The sequence below is a fragment of the Ornithinibacillus contaminans genome (genome assembly GCF_001038425.2).
Taxonomy (GTDB): domain Bacteria; phylum Bacillota; class Bacilli; order Bacillales; family Amphibacillaceae; genus Ornithinibacillus; species Ornithinibacillus contaminans.
This window is the reverse complement of the sequence record NZ_LDPV02000050.1, coordinates 126,746-151,121: the sequence shown is the minus strand read 5'-3', so window position 1 is coordinate 151,121 and position 24,376 is coordinate 126,746. Positions and strand designations below refer to the sequence as shown.

General features: G+C 39.8%; 32 protein-coding genes and 1 pseudogene. 24 read left to right on the top strand and 9 right to left on the bottom strand.

All coding sequences use genetic code 11. The features are described 5' to 3' along the window. The first annotated feature begins 44 nt into the window (after window positions 1-44). The 6 genes from JF53_RS13960 (at window position 45) to JF53_RS13935 (ending at window position 4,067) form a co-directional block, all read left to right on the top strand. Window positions 45-623 (top strand): DeoR family transcriptional regulator, encoded by a 579-nt coding sequence (locus tag JF53_RS13960; RefSeq protein WP_047980289.1) that lies wholly within the window; start codon window positions 45-47, stop codon window positions 621-623. A gap of 13 nt (window positions 624-636) precedes the next feature. After that, window positions 637-1,428 (top strand): FixH family protein, encoded by a 792-nt coding sequence (locus tag JF53_RS13955; RefSeq protein ID WP_047980290.1) that lies wholly within the window; start codon window positions 637-639, stop codon window positions 1,426-1,428. A 257-nt stretch (window positions 1,429-1,685) separates the two neighbouring features. Next, window positions 1,686-2,048 carry an ArsR/SmtB family transcription factor gene (locus JF53_RS13950; protein WP_047980291.1) on the top strand — a complete coding sequence of 121 codons (363 nt, stop codon included), beginning with the start codon at window positions 1,686-1,688 and terminating at the stop codon, window positions 2,046-2,048. A 12-nt stretch (window positions 2,049-2,060) separates the two neighbouring features. Continuing rightward, complete coding sequence (locus tag JF53_RS13945) at window positions 2,061-3,359, top strand: NAD(P)-binding domain-containing protein (protein ID WP_047980292.1); 1,299 nt, start codon at window positions 2,061-2,063, stop codon at window positions 3,357-3,359. After that, window positions 3,328-3,849, top strand: coding sequence for a GNAT family N-acetyltransferase (locus JF53_RS13940; RefSeq protein ID WP_269083307.1), 522 nt, complete (start codon window positions 3,328-3,330; stop codon window positions 3,847-3,849). The genes JF53_RS13945 and JF53_RS13940 overlap by 32 nt, the downstream gene beginning before the upstream one ends. 20 nt (window positions 3,850-3,869) lie before the next feature. Then, the gene (locus JF53_RS13935; RefSeq protein WP_047980293.1) at window positions 3,870-4,067 is read left to right on the top strand and encodes a hypothetical protein; all 198 of its coding nucleotides are present in this window, start codon (window positions 3,870-3,872) and stop codon (window positions 4,065-4,067) included. A 47-nt stretch (window positions 4,068-4,114) separates the two neighbouring features. On the opposite strand, the pseudogene JF53_RS13930 reads toward JF53_RS13935, so the two are convergent. The 3 genes and pseudogenes from JF53_RS13930 to JF53_RS17555 form a co-directional block, all read right to left on the bottom strand. Continuing rightward, a pseudogene (locus tag JF53_RS13930) lies at window positions 4,115-4,599 on the bottom strand (tetratricopeptide repeat protein). 220 nt (window positions 4,600-4,819) lie between these two features. Continuing rightward, window positions 4,820-4,930: a putative holin-like toxin gene (locus tag JF53_RS17900; protein ID WP_236686957.1), complete on the bottom strand. Its 111-nt coding sequence runs from the start codon at window positions 4,928-4,930 to the stop codon at window positions 4,820-4,822. A 152-nt stretch (window positions 4,931-5,082) separates the two neighbouring features. Further along, window positions 5,083-5,256, bottom strand: a complete 174-nt coding sequence (locus tag JF53_RS17555; protein WP_157052530.1) for a hypothetical protein — start codon at window positions 5,254-5,256, stop codon at window positions 5,083-5,085. Between the two features lie 138 nt (window positions 5,257-5,394). Here JF53_RS17555 and JF53_RS13925 point away from each other — a divergent pair, with 138 nt between their 5' ends. Further along, window positions 5,395-6,144, top strand: coding sequence for a class I SAM-dependent methyltransferase (locus JF53_RS13925; RefSeq protein ID WP_047980294.1), 750 nt, complete (start codon window positions 5,395-5,397; stop codon window positions 6,142-6,144). Between the two features lie 164 nt (window positions 6,145-6,308). Here JF53_RS13925 and JF53_RS13920 read toward each other — a convergent pair whose 3' ends face one another. Together JF53_RS13920 and JF53_RS13915 are read right to left on the bottom strand one after the other, a co-directional pair. Next, window positions 6,309-7,373: a helix-turn-helix domain-containing protein gene (locus tag JF53_RS13920; protein WP_053071855.1), complete on the bottom strand. Its 1,065-nt coding sequence runs from the start codon at window positions 7,371-7,373 to the stop codon at window positions 6,309-6,311. Window positions 7,374-7,539: 166 nt separating this feature from the next. Next, complete coding sequence (locus JF53_RS13915) at window positions 7,540-8,286, bottom strand: CAP domain-containing protein (RefSeq protein WP_047980295.1); 747 nt, start codon at window positions 8,284-8,286, stop codon at window positions 7,540-7,542. Between the two features lie 170 nt (window positions 8,287-8,456). Between JF53_RS13915 and JF53_RS13910 the strand changes: the two genes are divergently transcribed. From JF53_RS13910 to JF53_RS13865, 11 genes are all read left to right on the top strand, one after another. Next, the gene (locus JF53_RS13910) at window positions 8,457-9,131 is read left to right on the top strand and encodes a response regulator transcription factor (protein WP_047980296.1); all 675 of its coding nucleotides are present in this window, start codon (window positions 8,457-8,459) and stop codon (window positions 9,129-9,131) included. Beyond that, the gene (locus JF53_RS13905; RefSeq protein WP_047980297.1) at window positions 9,124-10,485 is read left to right on the top strand and encodes a sensor histidine kinase; all 1,362 of its coding nucleotides are present in this window, start codon (window positions 9,124-9,126) and stop codon (window positions 10,483-10,485) included. Before JF53_RS13910 ends, JF53_RS13905 begins: the two co-directional genes overlap by 8 nt. Before the next feature lie 240 nt (window positions 10,486-10,725). Further along, window positions 10,726-11,409: a zinc metallopeptidase gene (locus JF53_RS13900; RefSeq protein ID WP_047980298.1), complete on the top strand. Its 684-nt coding sequence runs from the start codon at window positions 10,726-10,728 to the stop codon at window positions 11,407-11,409. A gap of 17 nt (window positions 11,410-11,426) precedes the next feature. Continuing rightward, window positions 11,427-11,858: a DUF5392 family protein gene (locus tag JF53_RS13895; RefSeq protein ID WP_047980299.1), complete on the top strand. Its 432-nt coding sequence runs from the start codon at window positions 11,427-11,429 to the stop codon at window positions 11,856-11,858. A gap of 24 nt (window positions 11,859-11,882) precedes the next feature. Next, window positions 11,883-12,170, top strand: a complete 288-nt coding sequence (locus JF53_RS13890; protein WP_083443639.1) for a hypothetical protein — start codon at window positions 11,883-11,885, stop codon at window positions 12,168-12,170. A gap of 42 nt (window positions 12,171-12,212) precedes the next feature. Beyond that, the gene (locus JF53_RS13885; RefSeq protein WP_047980300.1) at window positions 12,213-12,629 is read left to right on the top strand and encodes a Spx/MgsR family RNA polymerase-binding regulatory protein; all 417 of its coding nucleotides are present in this window, start codon (window positions 12,213-12,215) and stop codon (window positions 12,627-12,629) included. Window positions 12,630-12,890: 261 nt separating this feature from the next. After that, window positions 12,891-14,057, top strand: a complete 1,167-nt coding sequence (locus tag JF53_RS13880; protein WP_047980301.1) for a TraB/GumN family protein — start codon at window positions 12,891-12,893, stop codon at window positions 14,055-14,057. Window positions 14,058-14,169: 112 nt separating this feature from the next. Then, window positions 14,170-15,417 carry a hemolysin family protein gene (locus JF53_RS13875; RefSeq protein WP_047980302.1) on the top strand — a complete coding sequence of 416 codons (1,248 nt, stop codon included), beginning with the start codon at window positions 14,170-14,172 and terminating at the stop codon, window positions 15,415-15,417. Window position 15,418: 1 nt separating this feature from the next. Continuing rightward, window positions 15,419-15,727: a TFIIB-type zinc ribbon-containing protein gene (locus JF53_RS13870; RefSeq protein ID WP_047980303.1), complete on the top strand. Its 309-nt coding sequence runs from the start codon at window positions 15,419-15,421 to the stop codon at window positions 15,725-15,727. A gap of 193 nt (window positions 15,728-15,920) precedes the next feature. Next, window positions 15,921-16,040, top strand: a complete 120-nt coding sequence (locus tag JF53_RS17550) for a DUF4023 family protein (protein ID WP_157052529.1) — start codon at window positions 15,921-15,923, stop codon at window positions 16,038-16,040. Between the two features lie 28 nt (window positions 16,041-16,068). After that, entirely contained in the window at window positions 16,069-16,251 is a 183-nt protein-coding gene (locus JF53_RS13865; protein ID WP_047980304.1) for an H-type small acid-soluble spore protein, read from the top strand. Between the two features lie 64 nt (window positions 16,252-16,315). On the opposite strand, the gene JF53_RS13860 is transcribed toward JF53_RS13865, so the two are convergent. From JF53_RS13860 to JF53_RS13850, 3 genes are all read right to left on the bottom strand, one after another. Further along, a complete protein-coding gene (locus tag JF53_RS13860; RefSeq protein ID WP_047980305.1) occupies window positions 16,316-16,876 on the bottom strand; it encodes an NADPH-dependent FMN reductase in 561 nt (186 codons plus the stop codon). A 229-nt stretch (window positions 16,877-17,105) separates the two neighbouring features. Beyond that, complete coding sequence (dacB, locus tag JF53_RS13855; protein ID WP_047980306.1) at window positions 17,106-18,617, bottom strand: D-alanyl-D-alanine carboxypeptidase/D-alanyl-D-alanine endopeptidase; 1,512 nt, start codon at window positions 18,615-18,617, stop codon at window positions 17,106-17,108. Between the two features lie 104 nt (window positions 18,618-18,721). Continuing rightward, window positions 18,722-19,204 carry a GyrI-like domain-containing protein gene (locus JF53_RS13850; RefSeq protein WP_047980307.1) on the bottom strand — a complete coding sequence of 161 codons (483 nt, stop codon included), beginning with the start codon at window positions 19,202-19,204 and terminating at the stop codon, window positions 18,722-18,724. Window positions 19,205-19,356: 152 nt separating this feature from the next. On the opposite strand from JF53_RS13850, the gene JF53_RS13845 reads away from it, so the two are divergent. The 5 genes from JF53_RS13845 to JF53_RS13825 all read left to right on the top strand — a co-directional run bounded on the left by JF53_RS13845 (window position 19,357) and on the right by JF53_RS13825 (window position 22,256). Beyond that, complete coding sequence (locus tag JF53_RS13845) at window positions 19,357-19,755, top strand: hypothetical protein (RefSeq protein ID WP_047980308.1); 399 nt, start codon at window positions 19,357-19,359, stop codon at window positions 19,753-19,755. Between the two features lie 246 nt (window positions 19,756-20,001). Beyond that, the gene (locus JF53_RS13840) at window positions 20,002-20,550 is read left to right on the top strand and encodes a phosphatase PAP2 family protein (RefSeq protein WP_047980309.1); all 549 of its coding nucleotides are present in this window, start codon (window positions 20,002-20,004) and stop codon (window positions 20,548-20,550) included. A 26-nt stretch (window positions 20,551-20,576) separates the two neighbouring features. Beyond that, on the top strand, window positions 20,577-21,719 hold the full coding sequence (locus JF53_RS13835) for a glycosyltransferase family 4 protein (protein WP_047980310.1): 1,143 nt from the start codon (window positions 20,577-20,579) through the stop codon (window positions 21,717-21,719). Window positions 21,720-21,871: 152 nt separating this feature from the next. Next, on the top strand, window positions 21,872-22,060 hold the full coding sequence (locus tag JF53_RS13830; protein ID WP_047980311.1) for an H-type small acid-soluble spore protein: 189 nt from the start codon (window positions 21,872-21,874) through the stop codon (window positions 22,058-22,060). Between the two features lie 16 nt (window positions 22,061-22,076). Further along, complete coding sequence (locus JF53_RS13825; RefSeq protein WP_047980312.1) at window positions 22,077-22,256, top strand: H-type small acid-soluble spore protein; 180 nt, start codon at window positions 22,077-22,079, stop codon at window positions 22,254-22,256. 206 nt (window positions 22,257-22,462) lie between these two features. On the opposite strand, the gene JF53_RS13820 is transcribed toward JF53_RS13825, so the two are convergent. Continuing rightward, complete coding sequence (locus JF53_RS13820) at window positions 22,463-23,041, bottom strand: YpjP family protein (RefSeq protein ID WP_047980313.1); 579 nt, start codon at window positions 23,039-23,041, stop codon at window positions 22,463-22,465. A 265-nt stretch (window positions 23,042-23,306) separates the two neighbouring features. Here JF53_RS13820 and JF53_RS13815 point away from each other — a divergent pair, with 265 nt between their 5' ends. Next, window positions 23,307-24,296: a PstS family phosphate ABC transporter substrate-binding protein gene (locus JF53_RS13815; RefSeq protein WP_201777911.1), complete on the top strand. Its 990-nt coding sequence runs from the start codon at window positions 23,307-23,309 to the stop codon at window positions 24,294-24,296. The last annotated feature ends 80 nt before the right edge of the window (window positions 24,297-24,376 follow it).

The window sequence follows — 24,376 nt, the reverse complement described above, 5'->3', positions numbered from 1 at the left end:
TTAATAGACGTAAGCGTTATTAATGTAGGAAATGGAGGGGAATCATGTTACCGGTTGAAAGACAACAGCAGCTATTATCCTGGTTAGAAGAAGAAGGAACGCTTCGTGTATCGGAAATTAGTTCCAGACTCGAAGTCTCCGAAATGACGATATATCGCGATATTAAGCCGCTAATTGAAGAAAATAAGATAACGAAAACCTCTAAAGGTATTGCGATTGCGTCAACAGCACCTGCTATTGCAGCAAATCGATGTACATATTGTTTTAAAACGGTTGAGACGCGGCACAATGTTCACCTGATTATGAATGATCAATCTGTGGAGCAAGCCTGTTGTGCACATTGTGGATTGCTACGATATGAGGCTGTTTCCGATCGTGTTTCACAAATCATCTGTACCGATTTTTTACTCGGGACAACCATTAGTGCTAAAACAGCCGTCTATTTAATGGATTCCGAAATAGATATTCAATGTTGTAAACCACAGCTTCTTGCTTTTGATTCAAAAGATAGGGCCTTGCGATTCCAAAAGGGATTCGGTGGAGAATTGTATTCTTTTAATGAAGTAATTCGCGTACTATCACAAAACATGAATGAAGTCTGTTGTTCAAAACAGACAAAATAAGGAGAAAAAGCACATGAAAAAATCGTATATTAGTTTGTTACTTATCAGTTTAATCCTCGTGTTGTTAGCAGCATGTGGAAAAGAAGATACGAATGCTACGGATGAGTCGAGTGATGATGTTCCAGAAATGATAAACGTTGACGTTCAATTTGACCCCGAGACAGACGAAATAGCGCTTGGGGACACATTTACGATAAGTGCTACGGTAACGCAAGGATCAGAAAATGTTAACGACGCCGATGAAGTAGAATTCGAATTTTGGAAAGAGGGCCAATCCGATGAGGAGCACGAACTGATTCCGGGTGAATTCCAAGCGGATGGGATTTATTCCATTGAAAAGACCGTAGAAGAAGCAGGGACTTACTATGTAATTGCCCATGTAACCGCAAGAGAGATGCATGTTATGCCGCAAACGGAATTCGTGATTGGCGGAGAGGAAGCAACTCACGAGGAGCACGCAGAGCATGATCATGGCAGTGAAGCAGATTCCGGACATGACCATCATCATTCTGTGGAAGGCTTAGTTCTCCATATCATGGCGGATGAAACAGTAGCGGTAAACGAAGAGGTTACGTTAACAAGTCATATCCAACTAAATGATGAACCTGTATCTGATGCAAAAGTCCAATTCGAAATTTGGAAAGAAGGAGCAGAGAAGCACGAATATGTTGATGCTTCGGAAGCTGAAGCCGGGGAATATACGGTCGATTATACATTCCCTGAACCTGGTGACTACAATCTACAGCTTCACTTTAGAAAAGATGACATGCATGAACATAAGCAGACAGTCATCACAGTTGAATAATCTTTGAGAAAGAGCCTTGGACATAAGTAAAATGAAAAGATAAAATTACGAACAATGCCTTAATTCAGCGGAGTATATTCCCGAAGCGGGTAGTACGCGTAAATTCGGATTTTATCTTATGTTCCTGGCTCTTCAGTTGTATAAAATGACCTTTTTAAAAATATATCAAAAAAAGTTGATGTTTAACTTGAATATCAAAATTATTTGATATATAATCAAAATATCAAAAAAGTTTGATGTAAAGGAGAGATGTTTTCATGATTACACAAACAGCATCGGCAGATATAACATCTACGTTTAAACAGTACGAAAAGACTTTCAAAGCACTGGCTGATGAAAAAAGGTTAAAGCTACTTAATTTATTGGCAGATTCACCAGAAGACGCTATTTGTGTATGTGACTTAATGGATGCAATGGAGATGGCGCAATCAAAGCTTTCCTACCACTTGAAAATCCTATTGCAGGCAAATCTTATTTTGCAGGAAAAGAAAGGTACATGGCACTACTATTCCATAAACAACGAAGTGATGAATAGCATCTTGTCTGAAGAATTATGTTGTTTATTCCGTAAAGCGGATACAAAAAAGACGGCACGCCCTTCTTGTGGTTGTGCAAATTAGGAGGAGTATTGGATGAATAATTTACCTGTTGTTGTCATTGGTGCTGGGCCAGTTGGGCTTGCAGCGGCTGCACATCTTTATGATCGGAATGAAGATTTTCTCGTACTAGAGAGAGGTACGAAAGCAGCAAGTCATATACGCGAATGGGGACATGTGCAATTGTTCTCACCATGGGAATTTAACATCGATGCCGTAGCTAAGAAACTGTTACAAACAACGGACTGGACAGAACCAGAACTAGAGAAGCTTCCTACTGGTAAGGAGCTAGTGGAGGATTACTTAGAGCCGCTGTCAGCTCTTCCGCAGTTCACCGGGAAAATTCTCTATCAAGCAGAAGTTATGGCAGTTTCCCGAAAAAATAAAGACAAGATGAAATCGACTTTCCGGGAAGAAACGCCGTTTGTTATTTATTACCGATTAAATGGTAAGGTAACAAAGGTTGAGGCAAAGGCAGTTATTGATGCGAGCGGAACATGGAGTAACCCGAACCCACCATTTGCCGATGGTGTGTGGCGGATGGATGAATGGAAAGAGCGCATAACCACGATTATCCCGAATGTGAAAGAAGAAGTAGACAAATTTAAAAATAAACATGTTGCCGTGATTGGTAGTGGACACTCCGCATTGAACACGTTAATTGATTTAACAGCAATAAAGGAAATCTATCCAGAAACGAAGCTGTCATGGATTGTACGAAAACAACAGGTTCAAGAAGCGTTTGGTGGAGAAGAAGCCGATGCACTAGCAGCACGTGGTGCGCTCGGGACCAAAACACATCAACTCGTAGATAATGGAATTGTAGAGACTTACACCGGATTTTATGTGGAAGATATTATAGAGGAAGGTAATAGCTTTACAATCCGTTCAACAGAAGGCTCGGAAGTAGTGAGCGTGGATGAAATTATTGTGAATACAGGGGCAAGACCTGACTTTTCTTACGTAAGTGAATTACGATTAGACAATGATCCGGCAGTAGAAAGCACACCGTTACTCGCACCATTAATCGACCCGAATCTTCACAGCTGTGGAACAGTGCGACCTCATGGTGAAAAAGAATTGCGGCACCCGGAACCAGGATTCTATATTGCTGGGGTGAAAAGCTATGGACGTGCGCCAACATTCTTACTGACGACAGGCTATGAACAAGTTCGATCGATTGTTGCTTATTTAGCCGGAGATATTGAAGCGGCTACGAAGGTTCAATTAAAGCTACCGGAAACAGGTGTTTGTAAAGTAAGTCCAACACCAAAGGAGTTTCAAATTATTGGCGTGACTTCAAATGGAAGTAGCAACAGCTGCTGTGGATGCTAACCGTATGATGAATCAGGTGAATGTTCGCGTGATGGAAGCAGAAGACGGGCCAGCGGTTCTTCGCATTTATGAAAAAGGAATGGAAACAAGAAATGCGACGTTTGAAACTAGTGCCCCTACTTGGGAAGAGTGGAACCGGAACCATCTAGCGCATGGTCGCTTTGTGGCAGTTATAGATGAACAGGTAGTCGGCTGGGCAGCGTTATCTGCTTATTCAAAACGTGCCGTCTATCGCGGCGTTGCCGAGGTAAGTGTGTATATCGATCCAGCTGTTACTGGAAAGGCAATAGGTTCTAAGCTGATGGATTGCATTATTCATGAAGCAAAGGAACGTGGATTTTGGATGCTCCAATCCGGCATTTTTCCAGAAAACGAGGCAAGTATGGCATTGCATAAGAAATTTGGCTTTCGGGAAGTTGGCTATCGAGAAAAAATCGGCCAACTAGACGGCATTTGGCGCGACGTGGTTCTTTTCGAGAAACGATTTTAAGCTAGAAAGTAGGGATTATTATGATTCTAAATCGCGGAGGAGCACTTAGTGAGGAATACTTCGTAGCGTATATGAAATTAATTATGAATGCCAAAAGCTGTCCAGCTAACGAGGCCAAGGAGATTACGTTTAAGCGGCTTTTTCGGAATAATCCAGAAACGCTAGGGAAAGAAAGCTATCAAAGGTTTTTAATGGCATCTGAATCGCTCGTAAAATAAATAAAGCAAGAGCTACCTTGGTACGATGTAACAAGTGGCTCTTGCTTTTATTTCCAAACGGTATCAAGTTTATCCGCATAAAATCGAATGGCTTTGTCGTATGATTTTATATTGGAATCTGTGGTGCAATCGGCTATGTTGTTTAGTAGTAGCTCCATTGCTTTTGCGTGTTCATGAAGATTATATAGTGTCATGGCGTAGAAAACGTGGTATGCTCGATTGCTTGGAAATTGTTCCAACGCTTTTTCAAAACTCGTTTTGAACTCACGTAGTCCCCAATTGTTCGATACGTGCTACCCAGTCCTAAAAGTGCACCTTGTAATGCATCATCGGATAGTCCAAGCGCAATAGCTTTCTCATAGTAAGGAACTGCCTTCGTTTCTTCCCCAAGCACATCAAAGCTCCATGCACAGTGATAGTGAATCTCGGCATCGCTTGGATAGGTATGAACTAATTCTAGAAGTAAGGAGTTAGCTTCCTTTAACATTCCATTTTCTCGTAACTGGATTGCTTTTAATAATTCTTTGTTCATCTATTTTCTCCTCAATAATGATCGGATCATAGGTAGACAGCACCTAACACACGATGTATAATAAATCCCAAAATAGCATAATATGAACCGAGGATGCTTTACACATCCCCGGCCTGCATGGTTAAGAAGTTCAGGCGCGGAATTCCCTCTGAACATCTAACAAGTAGATATGAACAGAGAACCCTCACCCAAAATGTGATTAGCCGTCACGGGTGGGGGTTCACTTCTTGTTAATCATGTCCTGAATTAACTGCCGAATGAACTCGAGCAACGATATTAGAAACGATCCTGCTGCTAACAGCAACATCAAAACTGATATCACAAAATCCAATGGCATCCCCCCTTTCACCAATAGAAATTGGTATCCAGAGGGAAAGTGAAAATCCCACCCTAACGACTCACCATGCATAGTATTATTGTAGCCTATAATTGCTAAGCAGTAATCATCAGAAAGTCATAGGTTGTACAAATGGTAACTTATACCTAATCCTTAGGGTCATGTTTAGTCAGCGAATTGATTTTTTCCTCCATCCGCCATATCTGTTTTCTTCTCTCTATACTCGAACGGATAAGTCCAATGATTACAAGTATAATTAGTATAATAATGCCGAGAAAAACTAATTGTACAAGCATATCGCCAAAATTAAATCCTCCCAAAATCCCCCTCCTCACATTTGTGTTGCTATAATTTAAAGTACTACTAGTAGTAAGAATCCCATTGTAATTTGGCTTCATAAAAATTATAATTTTCATAATTCAAGCAAACGTCATGACAAATTATTTGGGGGAATAGAAATGGATACAAAAGCGATTCTATCGATGAATAAAGCAAGTTGGGAGCAAAGCGCGGAACGGTTTTTCGGAAGAGCGGCACTTCCTGAATTCGGTCCATTTGCTCCGACTGAGGACGAACTTAAATTGTTTGGCGAAATTCAGGATAAGAAGGTGTTGGATATTGGCTGTGGGAGCGGCCATTCATTAAAATACATGGGAGATAAAGGTGCTAAGGAGCTTTGGGGACTAGATCTAACCACGAAACAGATTGAGACAGCCCGTGAAGTATTACATAGTCAGTCGCCTCCAGTAACACTATTTGAATCACCGATGGAAGTAAATCCAGGCATTCCATCTGATTACTTTGATATTGCCTATTCTATTTATGCACTTGGATGGACAGTCGATTTAGCTAAAACGTTGACTCATATACATCGTTATTTAAAGCCAGGAGGACGATTGGTTTTCAGTTGGGAGCATCCGATGCATGACCGTGTTAAACCAACAGATTCGGGGTATCGCTTTGAGCAGTCTTATGTAACAGAAGGACCGGAATATAATGAAGCATGGCATAAATCAGTAATCATTCACCACCGGAAATTAAGTACGTATATCAATACACTTATTGAAGCGGGATTTGAAATGGAACGTGTTATCGATGATGTCGCATTACCAGAGGTTGTTCCAGAGGGAGATCGCTATAAATGGTACTCTGTGGAAAAAGCAAAACTAGTTCCCGTTACATTTATTATCAAGGCGAGGAAGAAATGATGAGGGTATTCTTTTGAAAAAAAGAAGAGCTTGGGAAATAAGTAGAATGAAAAGATAAAATTACGAACAGTATACTAATTCAGCGGGGTATATTCCCGAAGAAGGTACTACGCGCAATTCCGGATTTTATCTTGTCAAAAGTACTTATGCCCCTGGCTCTTCGGCTATTTAGCGATCGTACGAATTAAATTTGCTAATGCTTCTTTATCTAAAAATGGTGCTAATTGTGCAATGGCAGATGGGCTAATGTTCTCCAAATCTGCTTTTCCCACCATAGCACCTAATGTTTCACGATCTAGGAAGGGAGCGAGTCTCAGTAAGGATGCATCGTCAATTTCCAAAGTGCTTGCAATTTCCCCAATGACTTCTCTGCTTGCAAATGGTGCGAGTCGCGTTAAGCGTTTGGAATCAATTTTCGTGATATCCTGTTCTTTCAACAGCTTGTCAACGGTTTCCCGACCAAGAAATGGCACAAGCGCTAGAAATTTTTCGAGTGACAGTTCATCAGTTAGTTTATCGAGCAGACCGTGTAACAATTCTCTAGAAACAAAAGGAGCAAGTCGAACTAATAATTTTGTAGGAATATCCTCTACTGGTGTTTGGTTAATTATTTCATCAACTCTACTTCTGCCAAGAAACGGTGCAAGCCGCGCAATCTGGTCGATGCTAATGGATTCTTTTTGGTCCATTATTAATTGGAGAAGTGAGTCCCGATTGAGAAACGGAGCTAATTGAACGATATGATCCCACGAGTAAGCATCATCGGTACTAATTTTTTGGAACAATAATTCTAAGGTCTCTTCATCAAGAAAAGGAGCAAGTCGTGTGACATATTCCCATGAAATTTCATCAAGATTTCTCGTGATTTTTCCAATTGAACTTGATTTTAAAACAGGAGCAATGGAAACCAATCCCTCCATATCTGTCTCGCCATTATTGAGGAGTTCTGCGGCTTCATCGGATTGTTCAGCTGCTACTTTGTGAACCAATGCCCCTATATTTTTTAGGGTAGAGTCTTCTTCGCCGCCGTTAAGAATGGCATCAACCGAGCAATTAAATTCCTCTGATAATGCAATCAATGTCCCAACATCGGGGATGGAGTCACCTTTTTCCCACTTGGAAACAGCTTGGTGGCTGACGTTTAGTTTTTCTGCTAATTCTACTTGTGTTAAATCATTTCTTTTACGTAATTTAGAAATATATGAACCGATTAATTGCGTATTTAACATACCATAACCTCCACATTAGAATGAACAGTGCGCCCTGTTACATTAAGAATAGCATAGGAGATTACCGTAAGCCTATCAACTATTGGTTGAATCGGGCATTCACTAAATTCAACTACTGGTTGAAACCGAACAAAAAGAGCACCTCTCAAGAAGTGCTCTCCTGCAGCTATTTTCGTATAAACATTTGCGTCCAATAGTGGCCACTTGGATCATATCCAACACCAATATGCGTGAAATCACCATTTAAAATATTGGCACGGTGCCCTTCGCTATTCATCCAGGCTTGGACCACTTCTTCAGGACTTTGTTGTCCTTGCGCAATATTTTCACCAGCGGATTGATAGGTAATGCCAAAGTCACGCATCATATCAAACGGAGAACCGTATGTTGGGCTTGTGTGGGAGAAATAGCCTTTCTGCTGCATGTCATTTGATTTTTCCCTTGCAACACCGCTTAAGCTGTTATCAACCTGTAGAATAGATAGCCCTGCTTGTTGTCTTTCTTGATTGGTTAATGTGACAACATCGTTTTCAAATTCGCTTAACGAATAATCTCCTTGCTGCTGAGGTTGTTGCTGCCCTTGCTGAGGCTGTTGACCTTTCCCCTGTTGGGTATTCGGTGTATTGTTTGTATTTGGTGTATGATCACCGAGCGGAATTTGGAAATTACCTTGATTTTGTTGCCCTTGATTTGGGGCTTTTTCTACTGCTTTAAATTTATACTTGGCATCCTGTGTCTTGATTGGCTGTGTATGTGGGTAATCTCCACTAGATTGGTCGGTGCTGATGCTAGAAATGGTATCGTCTGTATTTGTGTTTGTATTCTTATCATTATTGGCATCATCTGTGTTACAAGCTGCAAGTACAAGTAACAAGGAAATCGCAACTAGTAATTTTACAAAGATGTTTTTCATGTAAGTCACCTCTTTCTGTTATTTGTTCATAGTATTAGTTGTTATCTGGAAAAATATTGATGCTATTTTAATGAAATATGACAAGATAAGAGTTGTGGATTTACGGTGGGGTATTCCTACGCTAAACTGATTTTAGAAATGCTTACTGTATAAAGGACGTGAAGTGTGACATGACCACTATTTTAGTAGTTGATGATGATAGCCATATCCGCAAATTGATACGGCTGTACTTAGAAAATAGTCATTACAATGTGTTAGAAGCAGGGGATGGCGAGGAAGCCTTAACGATATTGGAAAAGTATTCACCAGATTTAGCGATTGTGGATGTAATGATGCCGAAGATGGATGGGTATGAATTAACGGAGGATATCAGGTCTTTTCTGGATATTCCTATTTTAATGGTAACCGCAAAAGGAGAATCACAAGATAAAGTAAAGGGATTCCGGGCGGGAACGGATGATTATGTGGTAAAGCCTTTTGACCCTGTTGAACTTATTCTGCGGGTGGAGGCGCTACTAAAGCGATACCGCATAGGGACAGAAAATGTGATTAAATTAGGTGCAATTACAATCGATAAAGATCAGCTCACCGTTAGAGCAGAGGACAAGATGGTTTCGTTGAAAAAGAAAGAATGTGAATTACTATCAGTGCTCGCAAGCTCACCAGGAAAAATATTCACGCGCAACCAATTAATCGAGAAGATTTGGGGATATGATTATGAGGGGGATGAACGTACGGTAGATGTCCATATTAAACGACTGCGAGAGCAATTGGAAATCTTTGAAGAGATGACGATTACGACGGTTAGGGGATTAGGGTATCGTTTGGAGGCAATTCATGGTTAAAAGCTTGTATTTAAAAATTGTAGGAACATTCATCGGAGTTGTGCTTGTCAGTATTAGCTTTTCCTATATCCTAACACCATTTTCCTTGGAGCAGGAGGAAATCTTTAAAGAGGAATTATCGAAAATATCTATTGGATTAGCAGAAATTGTTCAACTGGTTGGTCCAGAAGATATCCCGAAGCTCATGAATGATTTTGAAGATGTTGACTTTGATGTCATGATAACTAATGGGGAACAGATATTATATGAAAAAAAAGCAGGGACAAAGATTGAGGTGAATCAATCAGACTTGGAAGAAATTATGCGACACTCCTTCCAAGACCCAGTCGTGCTTGTGGATAAACAGCAAGAATCAGCAAGAATTGTCGGAGTTCCAGTGGTGGTCATGGGTGAAGAGTACGTGTTGTTGACCAGAATCGATTATGAGGACGAGTACGAGGATGTCCGCCAAGGAATTTTTATGTCATTAGTATTGGTTCTAGTCGTTGGAAGCTTGCTTATCTTTTTAGCGTCCACTTATTTGGTTAATCCGATTCGAAAATTAACACATGCAGCACGAAAAATTGCGAAAGGGGATTTTTCCGTGCGCGTTGAACGAAAGCCCGGGAAAAACCAGGACGAGGTTGGCGAGTTAATTGATAGCTTTAACCATATGACGGCTGAAATTGAAAAAATTGATGCAATGCGTGCGGATTTCGTGAGCAATGTCTCCCATGAAATACAATCCCCGCTAACGTCAATCAAGGGATTTACTAAGGCTATTATGGATGATGTGATTCCAAAGGAGCATCAACAGGAATATTTAACGATTATCTATCAGGAAATCGAGCGGATGTCGCGTCTTAGCGATAATTTATTACGTATTGCTTCCCTTGATTCAGAGCACCATCCATACCACCCAACTTCGTATCGACTGGATGAACAACTTCGTAAATCGGTCTTAACAACAGAGCCACAGTGGCATAAGAAGAATATTACCGTAAATCTTGATTTGGAACCGGTAGAAATTTTTGCAGACAAGGATTTAATGGAACAGGTGTGGTTAAATTTACTAACAAACGCCATAAAATACACCGATAACGGTGGAACAATTGATGTTGCGCTTCGAATTTCAACCAGTCGGATTCGTGTGCTTGTGAAAGATAATGGCATTGGAATTCCTAAAGAAGCAATTGGAAAACTCTTTGGACGATTTTATAAGGTTGATCGCTCAAGGAACCGGTCGATTGATGGAAACGGATTAGGCTTATCGATTGTGAAAAAAATCCTTACGATACATCGATACAGTATCGATGTCGAAAGCGAAGAGGGAGAAGGCTCCTGCTTCACCGTAAAGATCCCAATAAATCAATAATGTACGGACTACCAATATTTTGTTGGTGGTCCTTTTTTAGTTCATATTCAGTTCATAATTCATTTGTATACTAATCCTATAATAAGAAAACTATCCAAAAATAGTTAGTAATTTGTGCAACAAAACACAAGGTTAATTCGTATTACTATAAACATCCATGACTAGGTGTATAAAAATGGGATGGTAATGGTTAGCCTTATAACAATACTGGAAGCATGCAACATCTAGGAGGAATACAACATGTTCTTTCATCCAATGGATTTTCTAATCATACTCGCCTTTATACTTGCGATGTGGGCACAATCGAGAGTACAAGGGAATTTTCGTAAAGGCTCTAAGTTAAGCGCATCGTCTGGTATGACGGGTGTAGAAGTTGCGAGAAAAATATTGGATCATGAGGGACTTTCCGATGTTCGAATTGAACTTACTCGAAGAGGTGCCTTATCAGATCACTATGATCCCACTGCCAAAGTAGTTCGCTTATCAGAGCCAGTTTATCGCGGGAACTCGTTAGCATCACTTGCGGTTGCAGCGCATGAGGTTGGTCATGCCATTCAGCATGCTAATCACTATTCGATGTTAGTGCTACGTCATAAACTAGTCCCGTTTGCGAATATTGGCTCCCAATTAGCGCCATTCTTACTTATTGGTGGCATTTTGCTACAGTGGGCAAATCTAATTGGCATAGGTATCATTCTCTTTGCTGCAGCGGTGTTATTTCAACTTGTGACATTACCAGTTGAATTTGATGCATCCAGGCGTGCTAAGGATAAGCTACTGGAACTTGGGATGATTACCAATCAAGAAGAAAAAGGCGTAGGGAAAGTGCTGAATGCAGCAGCACTAACATATGTTGCAAGCACCTTGATTGCACTACTGGAGCTAATCAAATACATTATGATTTTTCGTGAAAGACAACATTAAAAAAGGTGGGACTGAAAATGAATTTACCCATAACTGATATGCCGAATTCTATAAAAAAGGAAGTTGATAAGCTAAATGAAGCATTATCACCTTTTATTAAAAAAGTATCGAAGTATTCGTTCTGGTCATTTCCGCTAATCGTATTTTCACTCATTAATTTGGTGTTAATGCTCGTGATTATGCCAGAGACGAAGTCAACCGTTGCGCTGATTCTATATGCGATATTAGGAGCATTTGGTTTCGCATTATCAAAGGAAGCGAAGCTGCAGCGAAGAGAACTAGTCAAGGTAAGTGAAGCGCTCATTGTAAAACGAATATCAAAAAGTGACATTGTGACAGATACAACAAAAGAACGTTACATTAAGTCGATAAAAGCGCAACCAGCGCTTTCGATGAATCATTTTATTCGATTCTTAGAAGAAGAGAATCGCATTATGGATGATGAATAAGCTTGAAATAGCTGGAGGGATTTCGTGGGATTGCTAGCGAAGCAGGAATATATAAAGATGGAACGAAAGGTGTCAAGCATAGAACAAATGGATATTGAGCATAAACGCTATTTGCATCTATATGATGATAAAATCACGAGCAAGCACCGTGAGTTTCCAATCGAAAAAGTACTAGATATATCCTATCGGAAAATTGGTGAAGAAGGTGCAGGTCTTCTTTACCTACATACGATTAGAGGGGTTTACTCCTATACTGTGAAATCTTCTCCAATGCATTTTATTGAAACCTTTAAAAAACATGTGCAACAGTAGCACACTAAGTTTTCAAATTTGAATTGAAATGGGGAATGGTCAATGACTGTTATGATTTATGGAGCAGCATGTTCATCTACTAGAAAAGCAAAAGAATGGTTTCGAAAATATAATATAGAATTTGTGGAACGTAATATTCTTAAAGAACCACTAACCGTACAAGAATTACAACAAATTTTACGTCGTACAGTTGATGGGACAGAAGAGATTATTTCCACTCGTTCCAAAGTGTATAAAGATTTAAATGTGGATATTGATTCCTTACCATTACAAGAGCTGTTGGAATTAATTCATCAACATCCAAGGCTACTGAGAAGTCCGATAATGGTTGATGAAAAACGACTTCAAGTAGGCTTTCACATTGATGACATTAGACAATTTTTACCGAGGAAAACAAGAGAGCGTCAGTGGCTACAATGGCGCATGAACTACCTTCCGATGACAGAGATTGTAAAATAAGAGGCTATTATGTAATAACCAAGAGAAACAGGCTGGGATAATAAGTATATCAATCAATTAATTGAAAACCGAACAGCACTACCCTGGCGAAGTATATTCCCGAGGAGGGTATTCGCACCCACACTATAGTTTGTTCGGATTTTGCCTTTGATAAAATACTTATGTCCTAGTCTGTTTTGCATATAATGTTAAAGTTATTCTATTTTATTCCAAACTAGTTTATTATTAACCTATAGATGTTTACAAAAAGGAAGGTACGCTATGTCGGAAGAGAATATATCAAGGCTAGAGATGGATGGGAAAGAAATCATCTTAATTGGTACTGCACATGTATCGAAAAACAGTGCGGAACAAGTAAAAGCGGTAATCGAAGCAGAACAGCCTGATTCAGTTTGCGTGGAATTGGACGAGCAACGCTATAAATCTATTACCGAAGGCAGTAAGTGGCGAGATACCGATATTTTTAAGGTAATCAAAAACAAACAAGCGACACTACTATTAATGAACCTTGCCATTTCTTCTTTTCAAAAGCGGATGGCTAGCCAATTTGGAATAAACCCTGGTCAAGAAATGATTCAAGGAATTGATTCTGCAAAAGAAATAGATGCCAATCTCGTCTTGGCCGATCGAAACATTCAAGTGACATTTTCCCGGATATGGCGTGGAATTGGGTTAAAGGGTAAAGCGATGCTGTTAACACAAGTAATAGCTGGGATATTCACAAAAGAAAGTATTAGTGAAGAAGAATTAGAAAAAATGAAGTCTCAAGACATGATTGATTCCATGCTGCAGGAGTTTACCGAGAGCTTCCCGAAGTTAAAAAAACCACTTATTGATGAACGTGATCAATATTTAGCCCAGAAAATTAAGCAAGCGCCAGGAGATAAAGTAGTTGCTGTGTTAGGTGCAGCCCATGTCCCTGGTATTAAAGAGCAAATCAAAAAGGACCACGATTTAAAACAATTGGCAAAGCTTCCACCTAAATCGAAAGCACCAAAACTAATTGGCTGGGCTATTCCAATCCTTATTATTGGACTAATTGTGTACACACTAATGACCAATGCAGAGGCTGGAGTTGCGCAAATTATGAGCTGGGTGCTGTGGAATGGATCCTTGTCAGCACTTGGAACTTTAATTGCATTTGGGCATCCATTAGCAGTACTCACGGCTTTTATAGCGGCACCGATTACGTCACTCGAGCCATTTCTTGCAGCCGGTTGGTTTGCTGGGTTTGTACAAGCCTATTTTAAGCGACCTAGCGTACGAGATTTTGAGACATTATCCGAGGACGTCCATAGCTTCAAAGGATTTTGGAACAATAAAGTTACCCGTGTTCTACTTGTTGTTATTTTTTCCAACATCGGTAGTTCGATCGGAACCTTTGTTGGCGGAGCAGATGTTATTCGCATGTTCTTTGAGCATCTCTGAGGAATTTTTCGCCCATTTTAAAGGTTGTGACGTGTAATCGAGTTCTATATTTTATACAATGGAAGTAACCATAATATAAAGGTTTTGTAAAATTTTAAGGGGGAACTATCTAGTGATCATTGCGATCATCTTATTATTGTTTGTGTCCTTCTTCTTTTCGGGTAGTGAAACAGCATTGACAGCTGCCAATAAGATGAAATTACAAACAAAAGCGAATAATAATGATAAAAAATCAGAAAATCTATTGAACTTGGTTTCGAAACCGAGTGAATTTATCACAGCTATCTTAATTGGGAACAATATAGCAAATATCATCCTGCCAACATTAGTAACGATGGTGGCACTGGATTATGGTGTGAATGTGGCGATTGCATCGGCAATCTTAACGGTAACAATTATTGTGTTATCAGAAGTATTGCCAAAATCAGTTGCTGCGGCATTTCCAGATAAAATTGCTTATATTGTTTACCCTGTCATCCGATTTTTTACCATTATTTTCAAGCCATTTACATTACTTTTAAATGGTTTAACAGGTTTAATCATCAAGCTTTTATCAAAAGATGAGGAAGAAAATGTCTCCATTTCCAAAGAGGATTTACGAGCAATGGTGGATATTGCGGGTACAGAAGGAACTTTCAAACAGGAAGAATCCTATCGCATCAAGGGAGTACTTGATTTTCAGAATTTAAATGTAAAGGACGTTCTAAAAACGCCACGGATGGATATCGTAGCCGTACCCCACAATGCAACCTATGAAGAAGTGCGGGACATTGTTATACAGAACCAATATACGCGATATCCAGTATATGATGATGATATCGATAATATTATTGGTGTGTTTCATTCGAAGTATTTACTTAGCTGGTCGATTGAACCAGAGAAACGATTGGAATCGTATTGTGACTTAGATCCAATGGTGTTCTTTGAATTTCATTCGATTGAGATGGTCTTTCGACAGATGACCCGTGAGCGTAAGCATTTAGCGATTGTCTTAGATGAGTATGGTGGAACGGAAGGAATTCTAACACACGAAGATATCATCGAAGCGATGATCGGGTTAGAAATAGAAGATGAGATGGATTTAGAAAGTGAAAAGCTAGTTGAAAAATTAACCGAAACAGAAATAATCTGTGATGGGAAAATTACCTTGCATCGCCTGAATTCCATATTTGATACGGATATTCCAGAGGAAGAGGATGTGCTAGCTGGTTATCTTCTAACGGAATTCACGCAGTTCCCACAGCAAGGGGATGTGCTTGCTCGCGAAAACCTGAGATTTAAGGTGTTAGAGGTTGATGGTAGAAGTCTGAAACAAATTCAAATTATAAAAGAAAATGTACTTGAACTCGAGGAGGGTTAATGTGAATTGTCCAATATGTGATGATGTACGAATGAAAGAAGTACAAAAAGGAAATGTTCTGATTGATATTTGTCCTAGCTGTAAAGGTGTCTGGCTAGACCGTGGTGAATTAGAAAAAATCACTGCAGGTCTCAAAGACGACCGGAAATATTATGAAGAAACAGTTAACTCCCATGACCGCCATTACGAAAATCGCCCTGACCACAGACCAAATGACTATCAAAAGGGCTATGATTCAAAAAATGGTCATTACGGCTACAAAAAAAAGAAAAAGAAAACCATGTTTGACGTATTTGAAGACTTATTTTAAGGGAAAAGATCTCTTTGCACATGTGCAGAGAGATCTTTTTATTATTAGCTTCTGTTTCGGAGGGGATGGGTTACGCAGATACAAGCACTTCATACTCAAACATTCATAAAAAATTAGCAATATTTCTCAGTTACACGTATATTTTCCTGTTCATAGGTTTATACTAACGAAAATTTTAAAAGGAGGAATATTCTTGGAGGATACATCTACCTTTGTTGCGCGCTTTAATGAACGTAAGCGTAAGGATGAGCAAAATCGGCGAAGACAGAGTGGTGCGAATCGTACGAAACAGCTACCGAGTAAGCGGCACTAAATCGTAAATGACATGAAGGAGGCTATAGATGGACAGAAAACGTGCATTGGAAATTGTTCAGTCGCTAGATTTGATTGCTGTAAATTATAAGGACGCCCCGGTTTATTTACAACAAGTTGATCCAATTCATAACAGGGCTAGGGTATTTCCACTGGATAATCTTCACCGTGAGTTTGAGGTAGAGATTACGAATTTAAAAGAACGAGCTTAAAGTAAAATATGAAAGTAAAAAAATCGCAGTGCTGTCGACAGCATTGCGATTTTTAATCGTTTACTTAACGTACTGTTTTTAATGCACGGCTCCAGCTGATTACTTGATCAAGCATGCCATTCGCATTATCTGCATGGTAAGCAGCTGGTTTGAATACGCTGAAGTTTTCAAAGTCAGCCATTAGGGAGAAGGTTACTGCAGTACGTACGTCTGCAACTTGTAGCTCACCTAAGATTAAACGAAGGTTCTCGTGAGCACGAACGCCACCAAGACTTCCGTATCCTACAAAACCTGCAGCTTTGTTGTTTACTTCTGGATTTAAGAAATCCAATGCGTTTTTCAACGCGCCACCTACAGCGTGATTGTATTCTGGTGTTACGAAGATGTACCCATCAAATGAAGCCATTTTTTCAGACCAGCCTTTAATTGCTGCTTGTGCGTCTGCTTGTTGTGCTTCAGCTAAAGGAGCACCTAAGAATGGAAGGTTGTAGTTTGCAAGATCTACTAGCTCGTATTCTACTCCTTCATCATTACGGTTTTTTGCGAAGTCTAAAACCCATTTTGCAACAGCTTCCCCATTACGTCCTTCACGAACACTACCTAGTACAATACCTATTTTTAACATATTGTATTTCCTCCTCTGTATTTTTCTTAGTCGATTGAATTCATAAGATACACGCTATTCGTAAAAATCGAAATAATATATCTCGAATTCAATATAATTTAATTCAACATGAATATAGTAGCATCTCTCCGTTTTATTTGCAACTACTATTGATTGTTTTTTAATACAAAGTTACAAAAAGTAACGGGATAGGGATAAAAAAGATGACCCAAATGGATCATCTTGTCGGTCAAAATTCATGATTCGCTAATACTGTTGCGATTTTATCTTCTATTGCGGTGATGGTACTGGAATTGCCTAAGTAGTTGTTTATCAAAATGGAAAATGTTAGTCGTTTGCCATCCTTCGTGGTCACATAGCCAGATAGGGAGGAGACGCCGGTTAAGGATCCTGTTTTGGCTAGTACATTATTGGCAGCTAACCCATCTGTCATCCGATTTCGTAATGTGCCGCCCACCATTCGCTCGGCATTACCGGCCACTGGTAATGATTGTTTAAAATCAGGAAACCAATCGGCTTCTTGAACTGCATACAGCAAATAGGATAGGTTGTTGGCTGGAATTAAATTTTTATGAGACATTCCAGAGCCATCACGAAACAGGGTAGATTCTCCGTTTACTCCAAATTTAGTCACCACATCCTTAATGACCTGCAATCCTCTGTCCCAGCTTCCTTCGCCGTAAATCACCTTGCCCATTTCCTTCGTTAATAGTTCCCCATGTCCATTATTGCTAAGTTTCATAAATGGAATGAGTAAATCGCTTAATGGCATGGAATTCCGAGATGTGAGTACGGTAGCTTTCGCTGGCGTTTTTCCGATGGTAGTGGTGGAATTGCCGTAGAACGTCATACCATGTTGGGCAAGTGACTTTTGGAATACATCTAGTACATAACCAGTTGGCTCCCAAACCGCTATCCAAGTACGTGCTCTAGAGCCTTGCAATGGGATTTCGCCATCGATGACAATCGTATTAGAGCCATGCTCCCGCTCGATGTTTATTGTTTTGCTATGATTTGTGTTAACGGTATTCGCATTATTAGCGATGGTAACGTAATCTGTTTCAGGTATCAGCTTTACAATCGGCTTCTCCCCAGGCTTTTCTCCTGGATAAACTTCAACAATCACTGTCCCCGCATCATAATCCTCGTTCGGGGAAAGGGAAAGTGCTGATACTTGTGCACCAGTGTAAAACGATTCATCCGACCAATTCAAGTCTTGGGAAAGTCGTACATCATCATACCAAGAATCATCCCCAATTAAGTCTCCTTTGATTGTTTTAATTCCGGCTGCATTTAAATCCGCAGCTAGGCGATCAAGATCGGTTTTTTGAAGTGTGGGATCGCCTTTTCCTTTCAAATACAGATTGCCTTGTAACACATTGCCCTTCAGTTTGCCATCTGTTAAAACCTCGGTGGTGAACTGATAATCCGGTCCGAGCTTCTCAAGTGCTGCGACGGTCGTTAGTAGTTTCATATTGGATGCTGGGTGTAGGCGATGATCACCAGCATGGGAAAATAAAAGCGCACCAGTATCTGCATCCCGTACGCTAACACCGGTTGTTGTCCCATCAAGTAAGGGGTCATCTAGTATTTCTGTCAGCTTATTTGATAAATTTGTTGTTTCTGCCGGTTCATTGGTGGCAGTAACTGCGGTCGGTTCTTGGTTAGTGAGAAGTAGGAATGCGAGTAAGACAACTAAGAGAGCGAAAAAACCCAGCTTCCAGTAGGGATGTGTTTTCATTTGGAACACTCCTTATCATAATGTAAAGATCTATTGCAATGCGATTCGATGTATCTTTGTTGTTAGTAGTATTACCATGGCAAGAAGGGCTATAAACAGAAATGTTAGACGCCATTTAGTTTGCTGATGGCGATATAAATATCCACGGGGGCATCTTGCTGTTTGGGGTTCCAGACTTCTATTTCATATCCCAATGGAATACAGCGATTTTCTACCATCCACTGATTATACAAGTAGTCATAGCTTTTATAGCTATCTGCTTTGGCGCCATCATGTTTCCAGTGAACATACAGATTTTCTTCTACGTGGTAACGAATAGTAGTATCTGGTAAATCCCTGCAATTCTCGGACACAAATCCAATAATTTGGCTATACCGATCCTCTAACGGATTGAATTCCTCCATCATCGGATAAATTTGTAGCAAATAGATATGATCACTAACACGATTTTCTATCGTACCGGCAACTTCCATTAGCCTAGCGATAGTCTCTTCGGTAACGTTTTTCTCCGCCATTTCCTTTAGGTTTGTGAACAGATGATAGCCAATAAGCTGAAATGATTCTCGCTTTATAATCTTTGGACCCACACCGACCACCTCCACTGTTTATCCACCATTTGTATTCTGTAATTCTGAAAAATATGCGCCTTTTCTTCCGTACAACTTGTCCATTTCTAGCATGAAGACGTGCACTTTTTCATAGAAATGAATAAACAACTAAAATGCAAAGGAGTTACGAAATGGAACAAGTGCTAGCGGTAACGGAAGAGGAAATCAAGCGATACTATGAATTGAATAGACAGAAGAAAGCAGTAGAGGAAGAAATGACCCAATTAAAGAAGAAGTTTCATGCATTACTGGATACGTCGTTTGGAAAACAAGAAAAAGGAGAAATTCAGCGCGGGAATTATAAGCTCCAACGTCAGATCCGCACCACAACCTCCTACGATGACCAAGGAACAATCGCCAAGCTCGCTGAACTAAATTTAAGAGAGTTTATTATTGAAAAAGAAATCCCGGATACCGAAAAATTAGAATCAGCGATTAAGTTAGGTTTAGTAGAAGAAAGTGATTTTGCTGCTGTGAAAAAGGAAAAAATAACGCAAACAATAGTTGTTCGGGAAACCTTTAACCGATAGTCATGTAAAAAACTAGCTATAATCATAGCTGGTTTATTTTTTTGGGAGGAAACACGCCTATCTTTTCCTCGGAAATTTACATGGAATTCACATTCTGTTTGTAGTTCCTTAATCTTTTTGCTCTAGACTGGGGGTAGGAAGACAGAAAATGTGGAGGTGCGAACATGAAATTACTGATGAAAGTAACGGTTTGCTTATCTGCCATCTTGATTTACATTACCTACTAACCCCAATGGAGGAGTTGTGATGAAATACGTTCAGCAAGTGTATGAATTAGATTGTCGTTATTTTCGATGTATCAATCAGTATTTTGATCACAAGCGGTTAAATGCATTCTTGCGCTATGCTACCCATCTTGGTGGTGCGGGTTTAATGATTTCCATTGTACTAGCATTACTAGTATTCACTAAGGGTGCAATGCAGTTTACTGCATTAGCAAGTGCAGCTTCTCTTACGGTGAGCCATATTCCAGTTGCGGTTGTGAAAAAAGTGTATCCACGTAAACGACCCTATTTAGTAGTACAGAACAGTCAAGTCACCGATAATCCATTAGTTGATTGCTCATTCCCATCTGGTCATACAACAGCCATTTTTTCCGTCATTATACCGTTTATGTTATGGAATCCGTTAACAGCCTTTCTATTATTACCAGTAGGGATAATTGTAGCAATCTCTCGTGTTTATTTAGGCTTACATTATCCAACCGACATTCTTGTTGGAAGTCTACTCGGTTCATTTGCAGGTATTAGTTCGTTTTTGATCATCAAGCATAACTTTCTGTTTCTGTTTTTATAAAAAAACAACGGTAGGGGGAAATGCACATGAAAATCGCTTTGTTTACGGATACCTTTGCACCAGATGTAAATGGCGTCGCGATGACATTAAAACGCTTGATTGATTATTTGGAAGCACAAGGGATTGACTATCGAGTGTTTGCACCAAAAAGCGCTGGTCAACATTTTACCAGTGAAATTTATGCCATGAAGAGTTTGCCATTTTTTCTCTATCCAGAATGTCGGATGGCTTTTCCCAATATGCTGCATGTGAAAGAAGAACTGCAACAATTCCAACCAGATCTCATTCATGTTGCAACACCATTTAATGTGGGCTTATGTGGGTTGTACTATGCCAAAAAGTTAGGAATTCCAGTAGTCGGATCCTATCACACGGATTTTGACAAGTACTTGGACTATTATGAGGTACCGTTTTTGAAAAAACTATTATGGCGTTATATGCGCTGGTTTCATCGCCCATTACGTAAAATTTTTGTCCCGTCTAAGGAAACGATGCAACAATTACAACGGCATGGATTTACTAATTTAGCGATATGGTCGAGAGGAATTGATTGCAAACTGTTCCATCCGAATCGAAATCAGCAAGTAGCGATACGCGAACAATACCATATCACCAAGAAGCATATCCTATTATATGTTGGCCGAATAGCCCCTGAAAAAGATGTTATGCTGCTACCGCTCATCCATGAACAATTACCAGCACATATCCGAGAAAATGTTCATTGGATTGTTGTAGGAGATGGACCACAAAAAGAAGCGTTAGCGCGACAAGCACCCGAGCAGATGACATTGGCGGGCTTTTTGAATGGAGAGGAGCTAGCAGATGTCTATGCCGCTGCAGAATTATTCGTATTCCCATCGGCAACCGAAACATTTGGCAATGTGGTGTTAGAATCCCTTGCAAGTGGTACACCGGTAGTTTGTGCAAATGAGGGTGGAGTACGATCGATTGTAAACAATGGTGTGACAGGACTGTTGTGCGAACGCAATAATACACAGCAATTTGCAAAAGCCATAACCGAGCTGGTGGACAATGATCATATGCGCAAAGAAATGGGGTATAACGGAAGACAGCATGCCCTAAACCAATCATGGAATGCCATATTCGAAACCCTTTTGAAGGAATACGAGGCATCGTTAGAAGAAAAGCAAATTGGAATACTTGCCTAATAGCGCGATGAATTAGCGCTTGATTGGGCTTTTTTTTGGACCTTGGCATTGGCAATTGGAAATTTGTTTCAAATAACCCCTTTTTCGCCACACATAGAACCAATTGAAAAGATGACAATAGGTATATGAGAAAAGCAAAAGGAGAGGAAAAAATGGAACCAAATCGCGCTAAAGAAATTATCGATGCCGATGTATTTGTCAATGTAACCTATCACGGTATTCCGGTTTATTTACAAGCGGTTCAAGAAGACGTAGCAAAAATTTTCCCGCTTGACGCCATGAATCACGTACAAGAGGTCGATATAGAGGGATTAAGTGAGACAGGGCCGATTATTCTTTAATAAGGAGGAGAATGGAATGCATCGAATGCGTGCAGAAGAGATTGCACAATCACCCGAGATGAAGCATGTCACGTATAATGGAAAAGCCGTCTATATCCAGCAGGTTAATGAAAATAACACCGCTCGTATTTTTCCATTAGATGATCCACAACAAGAAATAGATGTGCAGCTAACGAATTTATATGAGCAAATGTAAAAACCTTGCACCGAGAAAACCTTCTTCGTAGCGATACTAGTAGACGCAGGTGCATGATCTTGCGGGGCCACGCCTAGGCCCTTTCTCCCGCAGGAGTCTTCGCACATTTCCTCCGCTAAAGAGCGCTTTCTTCATCATGTATTTTTGGTCCAGAAAAAATAACACCAAAAAAACCTCCTAATCACAGGAGGTCCTTAATGTTTTAGTTATGCCATCCATTTCGGTGGTGTGTTTTTATCCCAGTAGATTTCACCTAGAGTATGATGCTTCTCGAAGTTATCGGCCTTCACGTGATAATGGAAGTTAAACCAGTAACCATCAAGTGGTCTGTTTTCTCTTCTGACGTGAAATTTAGCAATTGCCTCGTTGGTTAGGGAATTTGTTACATTAAATATCCGTTCCCCATACCCATCCGATGGCTCCTCTGTGATTGCAAGGTAGGTATTATCTTCGTTTTCTATAATTGAAGCTAACGCAAGTTCCATATTTGGTAAAATCACTTGTGTGAACTCATCTACAACTTTTTCGGAGATTTTTGGGCCAAATTTGGTCAAGCTTTGGTACTTCGCTTTTTCCGTAAAGGTACTAAGAATATCTGTTTCTTCAACCGTTTCATCAAGTGTTTCTTCGGCTGAAATGAGCGCAGTCGAGCTGCTTTGTCCACGGACCTCTGGAGACACAACCTCATTATTATCCTCGTCCGGAATTAAATAAGTAGGCGTATATAATCCAAGGGTCAAAATGGCGATAAGTGCAACGATTAATTTTCTCATCCACAGGTTCATTAGAATTACCCCTTATTCTGACTTGTTTAAATTCTACCACTTTTTTTGCGGTTGTCTACTATATTCTCGGTATACCGCTATTAATAGGAAAATAGACTTACAACCCCACCATGTATTAATAGTAAAAAAGTTTGTGCTTGTATTCTATTAGAATTTACAAACCCTTTACAATTTCAACATACTTACTTAATATTCCTCTCCTATACTTTAACTTGTAAGACAAAAACCAAAAAATACAAATTGCACTTTGGGGAGGACAATTTTGATGAAATTCAAAAAGTACTTGATGTTCCTATTCGTTGCAGCGCTAGCAGTAGTGCTTGTAGCATGTGGGAATGACGCAGAAGATAACACAGGGGATGACGCTTCTGAAAACACAGATAACGGAAGTGGCGATGAGGCTTCAGCAGAACTAGAAGGCAGTGTTGTAATCGATGGATCTGGTACGGTTTATCCATTAATGTCACGATTAGCAGAAGAATATATGGTTAATGAACAACAAGGAGTATCAGTAGAAGTAAGCCGCGCAGGTACTTCTGCAGGATTTGAAAAATTCCTACAAGAAAATGGAACTGATTTTAATGATGCATCTCGTTTAATTAAAGATGAAGAAAAAGCAGCAGCGGAAGAACTTGGAATAGAAGTAAAAGAATTAAAAGTTGCACTAGATGGTTTAACGATCGTAACTAACCCAGCAAATGATTGGGCTACAGAATTAACGGTTGATCAAGTAAAAGGAATCTTCCTTGGCGAATACACTAACTGGTCTGACATTAATCCGGACTGGCCAAGTGAAAAAATCCAAACGTATGGTCCAAACGAAAATCATGGAACCTACGAATTCTTCTATGAAACAATTTTAGAAGAGCAAGATCTAGTAGAAGGTATTAATCTTCAACAAGAATACTCAACATTAGTAACATTAGTTTCTGAAGACAAGAATGCCATTGGATTCTTTGGCTTTGGTTACTATGACTCTAACAAAGAAAAAGTTCAAGCAACAGGAATTGACTTTGGTGAAGGCCCAGTTATTCCATCTCTTGACACAATCGCTGAAGATGGTGACTATGCAGGATTCACACGCCCAGTATTCACGTACTTGAACGTAAACCTAGCAAAAGAAAAACCTCAAGTATTAGACTATGCAATCTATGTGATGGAAAATGCAAATGACTTTGCAGGTGAAACAGGTTTCGCTCCAATTCCAGATGAAGAAGCGCAAGCACTAGTTGACGAATTAAAAGCTCTTCAATAATTGAATATATCATAGAACAAAAGACTTAAAATACCATAAGATGAGGGCGCGTATATGCTCTCATCTTATTGTGACTTTTT